The 10,880-nt window shown below is 45.6% G+C and carries 10 protein-coding genes and 3 pseudogenes; 3 read left to right on the top strand and 10 right to left on the bottom strand.

The annotated features are described in order from the left end of the window. Positions 1-231: 231 nt before the first annotated feature. Entirely contained in the window at positions 232-600 is a 369-nt protein-coding gene (locus tag CRG97_RS12425) for a LysM peptidoglycan-binding domain-containing protein (RefSeq protein ID WP_098743234.1), read from the bottom strand. A 175-nt stretch (positions 601-775) separates the two neighbouring features. Between CRG97_RS12425 and lexA the strand changes: the two genes are divergently transcribed. Further along, positions 776-1,402: a transcriptional repressor LexA gene (gene lexA / locus CRG97_RS12420; protein WP_076321144.1), complete on the top strand. Its 627-nt coding sequence runs from the start codon at positions 776-778 to the stop codon at positions 1,400-1,402. A 94-nt stretch (positions 1,403-1,496) separates the two neighbouring features. On the opposite strand, the gene CRG97_RS12415 is transcribed toward lexA, so the two are convergent. Next, positions 1,497-2,285, bottom strand: coding sequence for a hypothetical protein (locus tag CRG97_RS12415; RefSeq protein WP_098743228.1), 789 nt, complete (start codon positions 2,283-2,285; stop codon positions 1,497-1,499). Beyond that, positions 2,278-2,616, bottom strand: a complete 339-nt coding sequence (locus CRG97_RS34005) for an RNA polymerase sigma factor (protein ID WP_098743227.1) — start codon at positions 2,614-2,616, stop codon at positions 2,278-2,280. Before CRG97_RS34005 ends, CRG97_RS12415 begins: the two co-directional genes overlap by 8 nt. 507 nt (positions 2,617-3,123) lie before the next feature. On the opposite strand from CRG97_RS34005, the gene CRG97_RS12405 reads away from it, so the two are divergent. Further along, complete coding sequence (locus CRG97_RS12405) at positions 3,124-3,594, top strand: hypothetical protein (protein WP_098743226.1); 471 nt, start codon at positions 3,124-3,126, stop codon at positions 3,592-3,594. A gap of 185 nt (positions 3,595-3,779) precedes the next feature. Here CRG97_RS12405 and CRG97_RS12400 read toward each other — a convergent pair. After that, positions 3,780-4,259: pseudogene (locus CRG97_RS12400) on the bottom strand (glycoside hydrolase family 73 protein); the annotation flags it as partial. A 96-nt stretch (positions 4,260-4,355) separates the two neighbouring features. After that, a pseudogene (locus CRG97_RS12395) lies at positions 4,356-4,680 on the bottom strand (phage holin family protein). Between CRG97_RS12395 and CRG97_RS12390 the strand changes: the two are divergent. Continuing rightward, positions 4,666-5,100 (top strand): annotated as a pseudogene (locus CRG97_RS12390) (tyrosine-type recombinase/integrase); the annotation flags it as partial. The pseudogenes CRG97_RS12395 and CRG97_RS12390 sit on opposite strands and share 15 nt — an antisense overlap. A 70-nt stretch (positions 5,101-5,170) precedes the next feature. Here the strand turns inward: CRG97_RS12390 and glnA are convergent. The 5 genes from glnA to CRG97_RS12365 all read right to left on the bottom strand — a co-directional run bounded on the left by glnA (position 5,171) and on the right by CRG97_RS12365 (position 10,848). Beyond that, entirely contained in the window at positions 5,171-6,499 is a 1,329-nt protein-coding gene (gene glnA / locus CRG97_RS12385) for a type I glutamate--ammonia ligase (RefSeq protein WP_076321141.1), read from the bottom strand. A 61-nt stretch (positions 6,500-6,560) separates the two neighbouring features. Continuing rightward, on the bottom strand, positions 6,561-6,971 hold the full coding sequence (locus CRG97_RS12380) for a MerR family transcriptional regulator (RefSeq protein WP_076321140.1): 411 nt from the start codon (positions 6,969-6,971) through the stop codon (positions 6,561-6,563). An 82-nt stretch (positions 6,972-7,053) separates the two neighbouring features. Then, positions 7,054-8,307, bottom strand: coding sequence for a methionine gamma-lyase family protein (locus CRG97_RS12375; RefSeq protein WP_098743223.1), 1,254 nt, complete (start codon positions 8,305-8,307; stop codon positions 7,054-7,056). A 143-nt stretch (positions 8,308-8,450) separates the two neighbouring features. Then, the gene (gene hflX, locus CRG97_RS12370) at positions 8,451-9,743 is read right to left on the bottom strand and encodes a GTPase HflX (protein ID WP_098743222.1); all 1,293 of its coding nucleotides are present in this window, start codon (positions 9,741-9,743) and stop codon (positions 8,451-8,453) included. Positions 9,744-9,864: 121 nt separating this feature from the next. Next, the gene (locus CRG97_RS12365; RefSeq protein WP_076321137.1) at positions 9,865-10,848 is read right to left on the bottom strand and encodes an AAA family ATPase; all 984 of its coding nucleotides are present in this window, start codon (positions 10,846-10,848) and stop codon (positions 9,865-9,867) included. Between the last annotated feature and the right edge of the window lie 32 nt (positions 10,849-10,880).

The following is a 10,880-nucleotide window of genomic DNA, read 5'->3' as shown; positions in this document are numbered from 1 at the left end:
AACAGCTCTACTACGAGAATGCAGCTTAACTTCTAAAGGTGTCCACTTTCTTGACAGAAGAGCAATATGAACATATGATGCCTATAAATGGTCCTCTATGTTAAGAAATCAATACTCTTCTATTATAAACACGCTTATACTGCGTGAAATCACATCGTCAGGCAAGCCTACAAATATGAAGCGAGAAATAGGGACATATATAAGGAAAGAGTTTCTCGTAGTGTCAACCCATTACCAGACCGGTAAAGACAACACCTCACCTGCCTGTATATCCGGACCCTTCAATCCATTCATTCTTCGGATGCTATCCAGGTATACTCGCGTATCCATATCTGTCGGTTTATGAAGGGAAGCAATCCGCCACAAACTATCGCCATATTGAACAATAACCTGCTTCTCCCCAGTGGGTTTATCCACCCCCCCGGCAAAAACGGAATATGCACCTGTCCAGCAGGATGCTACGATTAACATAACGAATAAAAGCTTTATAAAAGGAATGGATGCCATTCTGGACTTCAATTGATCGATCCAAGTCTCCGAGGACTTCGTTTGCACTGGAACGTTCTCATAAATGCTACGGTATGTACTGTATTTCAACATGGAATCATCATCTCCCAAACAAGTGTTCTCTTATGGATTTATATTAACACGAACACTTGTTTGATTCAATACCAAAAAGAACGTTTGTTCTATTTTTATTTAGAACTTATGTTTGTACGAACGGAAGTTCTATGTTATAATTTTCCCAAACGTTACTAAATGGGGTTGATACGGCATGTCGAAAATATCCAGCCGCCAGCTGGCGATCTTAGAGTTTATCCGCAACGAAGTTCGTAGCAAGGGTTACCCGCCTTCTGTCCGGGAAATCGGCGAGGCTGTCGGACTAGCTTCCAGTTCAACGGTCCATGGACATCTTGACCGCTTGGAGAAGAAAGGCCTCATACGCCGTGACCCTACGAAACCAAGAGCAATCGAACTGCTTGGCCAAGAAGAGTCCGAAAGCGCAAGCCTGTTTACTCACACCATTGCCAGAGTGCCTGTTGTCGGAAAAGTCACTGCAGGTGTTCCTATTACAGCCATGGAGAACATTGAGGATTACTTCCCACTCCCGCAGCATTATGTAGGCGACGATAAGGTATTCATGTTGTCGGTTATTGGTGACAGTATGATCGAAGCCGGCATTCACAGCGGCGACTATGTCATTGTTCGCCAGCAGCAAACTGCAGACAATGGCGACATTGTCGTAGCGATGACAGAGGAAGACGAAGCAACTGTGAAGACCTTCTATAAGGAGAAGGATCATGTACGATTGCAACCGGAGAATCCTACCTACGAGCCACTGCGCCTGAACCATGTTACGATTCTCGGTAAAGTAATCGGACTCTTCCGGGATGTCCACTAATTTCATATATCTATCTATGAAGAATAGGTTACCTCCCTTAATTGGATGGTAACCTCTTTGCTTTTTCTATATAGATCACGAAGCTGGATCATAGCTAGTTTGCCTGCTCCATAATGCCTTGTTTAAGATCTAGTCGATACATCCGTTTGGGTTTATAATCCGGCGAACCTTCCCCGCCCGGACCCTCCGTGGACTCTAGAACAAGCTTATTATCTTTTACCATGGGAGTAGTACCTGGTCTATAATATGAAAAGTAGGATACCAAGGATTCATCCTGAAATCGGAGCTGGACGGCTTTACCCGTTTCATGCTCCACTGCGAACGCATAGATTTGTATACCATGACAGTCCCTATATTGCGGTGCGAGTATAAATACATCGGCAGCTTGAAACGGCAGGCGAATCATATCAACCGGAGCAGATGTTGGTTGAATAAAAGTAAGATCCCCCAGCGTAGTTACTTCATTTGTAACTTGGTTAGTACTATACTGTACGCTGTAGTTTCCGGTAAACGACATATCCGTTTCGATACCGAAGCAGCTCGGTGCTCCCAATGTCGTTATTTTTTCCTGTCCAACTGCAATAACCCTTAACCTTCCTTCATCCGTTACGCCTTGTGCCCGGATTGTCTCTTCCGTACCAGGAGGTAAAGTCCCTGCTCTCTGTTGTTCCTCTCTGCCAAAAGGTAATTGAAAGGCAATTAAAATAATCAGAAGCATTAACCCTCCAGCAAATCCAACTTGTAAGTGCTTTCGACGTTTAGGCTTGCTGTCGGTGAAAATCACGGACCTATGCACGTTTTTTTTCATTTCAGATGTGAACTTTTCATCTGAAAAGGGAGCTTTTTTAGCCCGGGAATACCAGTCTGGTTTATCCTCATTCATCGCCATTCTCCTTCAACAGGTTCTGTACTTTTTTCCTTGCCCGATACAGTCTTGATTTTACGGTACCCGCCGCTAGGTTAAGGAACTCCGCAATCTGATTTATTGACATCTCATAGTAAATATCCAGGATCAACACCTCCCTGAACTTCCTGGGTAAGGTCATAATCATTGCCCATATTTCATCCGTGAACTGCCCGTCCAGATATTCCAATTCCGCGGACCAACTTGACGCATCTGTGTGCAGTCTGTCCTTAAGGGTCACATTCCGAAAGAAAAAAGCCTGTTTGTACCGGAACGCGGTATGTCGTGTGATCTTTTCATACCTTTGCATTCTTTATTTAAATTTCGGGACAATCCAGGGGACATTTTGGGGGCAACATCTTTTTACATTTTTGAATTCAATATAGTTTATACTGTTTTTCAGGCTGTCGAGATAGTCTCGACAGCCTGAAGATACTCATTACTCCGTATCCTTTTCGTATTCAATCAGATCGGTTATATCTTCAATGCCTAGCACTTCCATAACCTTCTCCAGATTCTCAGGAGGCCAGTGTTTTGCTTTGTTTTTTTCATATCATCTATGGTATACCATATTATCCCTGTAACATACAAAAACTAACTTCCTTTGACAAATACATCTATAAATCAACAAGATGAAATATCCATCATTGCGCATATTATCCTAAAATAATCCAAAATTACTATATACTCGGAAGTTATATGTGTGTTACGGTTAAATCAAGGTTGGCCAACCGGTCTCTGATATTCTTTTACATCTTGATATTTCACACACGCTAACATCCATATCAAATTCTGTTATAATTGGGAGGCTTGAAATATGAAAAGATTAAAGAAATTATCAGCATCAATCGCATTGACTGCTTGTTTAATGGCCTTTGGATCAAGTTCTGCGTTTGCGCAATACGGTTATGGAGATACAATGAGAACAGCTGAAGTCATGCACCAGAATGGTACCGGGGATTACTTTCAATCGTGGGTACCATTAGAGAGTTTAACTGACGAAGATTGGTATGTTATTGATAATTCATTTGGATCATGGGACAGAAATTACTATGTATTGTTGTCTCCTCCGTTTGGGTTGGATCTGCAACTCCAATATGTAAGAACTGATTATTCTGACAATATCATTTCGATCCAATATTTAAACCAAAACGGAGCTGGATTACAAGAATATCATAGTGGATCTGTTAGGGCTGGAGAAAAGGTTTATTACAGAGTAATGCCTGTTGGGCCAAACGATTATAATCCAAATGAAAGATATAAATTTGAGTATCGAACAACAATTTAAAGTTTGTAATAATAAAAAGACCCTACATCATTTTTTTTGGTAGGGTCTTCTTGTATTTTATTTACCAGTGTGAGCTGGCTAATACAGTTATGATAAAGCAAAAAAAACCTACCAGCATATAAGCCGATAGGCTCTCTGCGTGTTACTTTGCTATTGTAGCCGTTTTTTTATTGTCCCATAAAATCTTATCCCCTGATGCCTATTGCTCTTAGGGGCACATAGACCGTACCATCGATCAGCAGCCCATCTTTGATCTTATTCCCATAGGCAATTACATGGACCTTGTCCACCTTTTCTTTTTCATCCTTCACGTTATCGTATTGATACAGGTTATACGTGCCCATAATCGAAATTAATTTATCTGCGTATTTTGGATCGGTGGCATACCCCGCCTTTTGGATTTCACGGGCCCCTGTTTTACTATCTACACCGATAACCCTTTTGTATAGATTCTTGTTCCAGCTCACCCCAACAAGGATCAACTTGGTATGATCCGCGATGGATTCACCCCAATTATTATAAGCGCAAAATGCAGCATCTACCTTAATTGGCTTACCTTTGATGTACTCGGTTGTCTGCATAGTGCAGCTACCGGGTGGCCCCTTGCCTTTGATCCCGAAGAGGTTGTTGCCTTTCTTCGTAAGCCCGGATGTACCCAACACGCTCTCAAGTGCTGCTTAGGTAATGGTCACGGATGCAGATATGTAGTTTTGGGCATATCTGCATCCGCATATGAAACGATTTTATAAATAAACTCAGTTTTAGTCATCCTTCTTTACGCCTCCTTTGCCTTTAAAGACTTCAACCTCTTGCTGGATAGCTGGTGGAATAGGAGCACCAAGTTACCCGCCGTTTTCAATTATTGATAACAGTTCATTAGCAAAATAGAAATAAGCGACGGTATTCCTGAACAAATGACTATCACCTGCACACCATCCACTAAGTGGGCTCCCGCGACCATCGCAAAGATAAATACTTTTCGGGCGATACCGACCAATCTATAACAACGAACACCAGCTACAAAGCCAGCACCCCGGACCATCCATTATAAAAGAAGGTTGCTGCGCTCGTACAAACACTTTTAATTCGATACGAACAATACGAATGAGCAAATCGTTAGTAAACGATTTGAAGTACCACTTGAATTATCAAAATCAAAATAAACTAACACTAAAGAATGTTTCCAGACACGATCTCAACCTGGTTCTGTGTAAAGATGATGGAAATTTTATACCTAAGTCATCGCTCTTTAATTCATTCTCAAGAATTCTAAAGCGATCTGGTTTACCGAGCATGCCAATACACGGTCTTAGACATACGCACGCTGTGCTCATGCTTGAATCTGGAGTTGATATGAAATATGTCCATGAACGTTTAGGTCACGGTAGTATCCAAATAACCTCTGATATTTACGCTCATATCTCCAAAAAAATCGAAACAGATAACATGGAGAAATACGAGAAGAATAATAATTTTGGGGGCATTTCGGGGGTGACACAAGAATAGCTATCATTCCACATCATCTGCCCCCAAAAACAAAAACCCCTCACGCCTTACGGCGCAAGGGATTCCTCTATTAATACATTGTGATGTACTGATCGCGTTCCCATTGGTGAACTTGCGTGCGGTACATGTCCCATTCGATTTCTTTCAGCTCGTAGAAGTGAGCCAGCGCATGATCCCCGAGCGCGTCGGAAATGACTTCGCTGCGAATCAACTCGTTAATGGCTTCTTTCAGGTTTGCTGGCAAGCTAGGGATGCCTTCCTCAATACGCTCTTCTTCCGTCATCACATAGATGTTGCGGTCGATTGGAGCCGGGAGCGACAGCTCTCGCTTCACGCCATCCAAACCTGCTTTCAGCATGACAGCCAGAGCCAGATACGGGTTAGCCGCCGGATCCGGGTTACGCACTTCAATACGCGTGCTAAGGCCACGGGATGCAGGAATTCGAATCATTGGGCTGCGGTTACTTGCAGACCATGCTACGTAGCAAGGTGCTTCGTAACCAGGCACGAGACGCTTGTACGAGTTCACCGTTGGGTTCGTGATCGCAGCAAACGCGCGTGCATGCTTAAGAATACCCGCCATATAGTTACGAGCCGTTACGCTCAAGCCAAGCTCATCACTCTCGTCGACAAACGCGTTCTCGCTTCCTTTGAAGAGCGATTGGTTACAATGCATACCAGAGCCGTTCACGCCGAATAGCGGTTTTGGCATAAATGTTGCAATCAGTCCATGCTGACGAGCAATCGTCTTAACTACCAATTTAAATGTTTGAATCTGGTCAGCTGCTTTGATCGCATCGGCATACTTGAAATCGATTTCGTGCTGGCCAGGAGCAACTTCATGGTGAGAAGCTTCGATTTCAAAGCCCATCTCTTCCAGTGTCAGTACGATATCGCGGCGGCAGTTCTCGCCGAGATCCGTAGGCGCAAGGTCAAAGTATCCGCCTTGGTCATTAAGCTCCAGGGTAGGGTTGCCTTTTTCATCGGTTTTGAACAGGAAGAATTCTGGCTCCGGACCGACATTCATAGAAGTGAAGCCCATCTCTTCAGCTTCTTTCAGCGCTCTCTTCAGAATGCCGCGCGGATCTCCTGCGAACTGAGTGCCGTCAGGCATGTAGACATCGCAGATCAAGCGTGCAACACGATCCTCGGATACCCATGGAAAGATCATGAAGGTATCCAGATCCGGGTACAGATACATATCGGATTCTTCGATACGTACATAACCTTCGATGGACGAACCGTCGAACATCATTTTATTATCAAGCGCTTTAGGCAGCTGGCTTACAGGAATCTCAACATTTTTAATCGTTCCAAGCAAATCTGTAAATTGCAAGCGGATAAATCGAACATTTTCTTCTTTGGCAATACGTAGAATGTCCTCTCTGGTATAACTCACTTTATCCTCTCCTTTTTAAATAAAAAACTAGAATTAATGAAGAATTACAGCATGGCAATCCTTATTTATTAAAAAACCGGGATAATTCCCCTTGAATCAATGAAACCTGACCCGGTCTTCTAGCGGTAATCAATTCCTGCTTCAGCAAACGTCGCAACTGGGACTCCGACATCTCACGGCGTCTGTTCTCGGTATCAGGAGTAATGACCGTAGCCTCTTCAGACTCTTTCGTGACAGGGTTCATTACCTGCTTAATGCCGGCGATATTAACACCTTTTTCAATCAAAGCCTTAATCTCTAGCAGTCGCTCCACATCATTGAAGGAAAACAGGCGTTGGTTGCCCGACGTACGGGCTGGGACAATTAAGTTATGCTGCTCATAATAGCGAATTTGTCTGGCAGATAAATCCGTAAGCTTCATAACAATGCCTATCGGAAATAATGCCATATTCCTCCGAATCTCATCACCCATATCTCATCAACCTTCCAAGTGGTCTATTCTGATCCTATTGTACATTTCCTGATCAACCACGTCAACCGCATGTAAGGATAACTTACAACAAATTACGATCTTTCATGCTTTGGAGGGCCATAAGCACACCATATTTAACATGAGAGTAGGTTAAGCCACCTTGCATATACCCGATATAAGGTGATCGGATCGGCGCATCCGCAGATAATTCGAGGCTTCCTCCTTGGATGAACGTACCTGCCGCCATGATTACAGGATGTTCATATCCAGGCATATCCCAAGGCTCAGGCACCACATGACTGTCGACTGCCGCAGCCCGCTGAATCCCCTGTACAAAAGCGATCAGATGATCCGCTCCGGTGAACGATACGGCCTGAATCAAATCGGTCCGCTCATCCTGCCAGCCCGGCTTGGTTGTGAACCCCACTGCCTCAAACATCGCGGCGGCATAAATGCTGCCCTTGACCGCTTGTCCAACCGTGGATGGTGCCAGGAATAATCCCTGATAAATGCCTCTGGTCGTTCCCAGCATAGCCCCTACTTCACGTCCGATGCCGGGAGCAGTCAGCCGATAGGCTGCCTTATCCACATAGGCCGCTTTACCGCATATGTAGCCGCCGGTTTCGGCAATGCCGCCGCCAGGGTTTTTGATAAGCGACCCCGCCATCAGATCAACGCCAACCTCCGTCGGTTCCAATCGCTCCGTAAACTCGCCGTAACAGTTATCAACGAAAATGATCAAATCCGGGCGAATGGACCGAATCCGGTTTACCATGTCACCAATCTGGGATACCGTGAACGAAGAACGCCAATCATATCCACGGGAACGCTGGATACCAATAACCTTGGTTGAAGACGTGATTGCCTTCTCTACCCGCTCCCAATCGATTTCCCCTTGTTCTGTTAGCGCAACCTCCTGATAACCAATTCCAAAATCTCGAAGGGATCCGCTGCCGTCCCCGGGTTCGCCAATCACTTTATGGAGGGTGTCATAGGGACGACCCGAAATATACAACAGCTCATCTCCCGGTCTTAACACACCAAAAAGTGCGGTTGAGATCGTATGGGTACCGGAAGCAAAATGCGGCCTGACCAGGGCAGATTCGGCTCCAAATACGTCTGCGTAGACTTCATCCAGCACTTCACGGCCGCGATCATTGTATGCATACCCGGTGGAAGCCGCAAAATGAAAATCACTCACCTGAAACTTCTGGAAAGCATCGATCACCTTCCACTGATTAAAATCAACGATATTATCGATCTCCCGTAGACGCTGCCCGATTTTGGACTCAATCTCACTGCTCAATTCAAGTATATCTTGCGAAAATCTTGCCATGACCAACTGCTCTCTCCTCTTTTACACATGATGTCTCACATCTTAACACATATTTTTATTTCATAGAACTCGCAATGCTTGAGCACTCTGAACACGCAATATAAGCCCCGTACAGGGGCTTACACTACGATTCCTATTGGTACCTAAGATCCGTTCTGAACGTAATCATGGAGCAAATAACCCATTTTCTCATAATCCGCTTTATTGATTCGCACCTCGTAGAGGATATCATTCTCATCAAAAGACTGCTCCAGCACGTCTCCGACACGGTATACAACCGAGTTCAGATCGCCGCGGTCTGCCGGAATCCGGAACGTCACGTTCCCTCCTGACAGCTGGTCCTGAATCGCTTCACGAACCATTTCCAAATCCTGATCTTGATACGCACTAATCTTTAATTGACCATCCCCGGTAGGCAGCATCTCCAGCTGATCCGGTTCACATGCGTCCTTCTTGTTAAACAGAACGATCTGCGGTTTATCCGCCGCCCCCAAATCCTGAAGTATGGATTGAACGACAGCCATCTGTTCGTCCCGCATCGGGGAAGAAGCATCTACGACATGAAGAATCAGATCGGCTTCGTTGGCTTCTTCCAGCGTCGCACGGAACGCCGCTACCAGATCATGAGGAAGGTTCTGTATAAATCCAACGGTATCCGTTAGCACAACTTCCTTGCCGCTAGGCAGCTCCAACACGCGCGAAGTGGGATCCAGCGTAGCAAATAATTGATCTTCGATATAAACATCTGCGGCCGTTAACCGGTTCAACAATGTCGACTTGCCGGCATTGGTATAACCGACTAGAGCAACCTGTACGGCACCGCTCTTCTTCCGCCGCTCCCGATGGAGCGTACGATGCCGAGTGACTTCATCCAGCTGCCGCTTCAGGTCGCTGATTCTGTCACGAATATGCCTGCGGTCGGTTTCGAGCTTGCTTTCCCCCGGTCCACGTGTCCCGATCCCCGCCCCGAGCCTGGACAGATTCTTTCCATGTCCCGACAACCGCGGGAGCAAATAAGTAAGCTGTGCTAACTCTACCTGGATAATCCCCTCACGGGTCTTCGCTCGTTGAGCGAAAATATCCAGTATCAATTGAGTACGGTCGATAATTTTCACATCGAGTGATTCTTCCAGATTTCGAACTTGCGCGCCGGATAATTCCTGATCAAATATGGCTGTTGACGCACCCAACCCATCAATCGCCATGCGCAGCTCTTCGACCTTCCCTTTACCGATAAACCACTTGGAATCCGGAACTTCGCGATTCTGTGTAATGACATCCAGCACCTCCACTCCAGCGGTTTCAGCTAGCTGAACCAGCTCCTGCAGCGAGTGTTCCGGATTAATTCCTGTACGTTTAACTGCATCCGTGACCAAACTGACCAAAACGGCTTTATCTTCGATCTCTGTCCGGGTATCATGCGTTATATTTGTCATATAGCCAACTCCTTCTAACATTACGTCTCCTAATTTAACTAACCGCTGCTGCCTGCAATAAACATTATGATCCAAAGAAAGCAGCGTTACCCCTTCATTATGTTCGAAGACAAGCTTAAAATCATTGTATTTTTCCGTTTAACTTAAAGTCCTCCGGCCGCAGGGTCATAAGCTCAAGCTTGCCGGGGTTTCCGGTTACGTACTGATTTAGCAGCCGAACCGATTGATTCCTTATCGATTTCTCGATGACATTCCGTACATAACGTGCATTACTGAAGGCGTGCAGTCCGTGATCCTTCTCCATCTGCAGGTGTTCCTTGAGCTTGCTCAGCGACTGCGGCATCAAGATATAATCCCTCTCCTTTGCCATCAGCTCCGAAATCTGGATCAATTGATCCAGATTATAATCCGGGAAGTCCATCTGGATCGGAAAACGGGAATACAGGCCGGGATTCGAATCCATAAAAAAATCAATCTCATCGCTATAGCCTGCCAGAATAAGAATGAACTGGTTTTTATGATCCTCCATCGCCTTAACCAGCGTATCGATCGCTTCCTTGCCAAAATCCTTCTCGCCGCCGCGCGCCAAACTGTAAGCCTCATCGATGAACAGAATTCCTCCAAGCGCTTTTTTGACCAATTCTCTGGTCTTTTGTGCCGTGTGACCGATATATTCACCTACGAGATCGGCCCGTTCCACTTCGACCAGATGACCCTTATTAAGCACGCCCATCTTCTGAAACAGCTTTGCCACGATACGGGCGACTGTGGTTTTCCCAGTTCCGGGGTTTCCTTTAAAAATCATATGGTACACATGACCGCCACTTAATAAGCCTGCTTCCAAACGCATCTGGGCCACTTGAAGCAATGCATAGATTTCAAATACCAGGTCTTTGATTTGTTCGAGACCTACCAGTTGATCCAGCTCTTTCTGTATTTCCTGGAATAGACTGTGCTGGGAAACAGGGTTTGGGGAAGGGGCCGGTTCGCGTTCCGGAACCGCACTGCTGATGAGTGGAGGTTCCGCGCTGCGGAGCACGACATTAATCTGCCTGGATGGCCGTCCTTCAGATCGGCCGTTAGCGGCCGTTACACGCCCGTTCATTGCTCCTCACCTCTTTACCAAAGGGCTGACTA

Source organism: Paenibacillus sp. EZ-K15, from assembly GCF_002573715.1.
Lineage (GTDB): Bacteria > Bacillota > Bacilli > Paenibacillales > Paenibacillaceae > Paenibacillus_AQ.
This window is presented reverse-complemented; position numbering and strand designations above follow the sequence as displayed.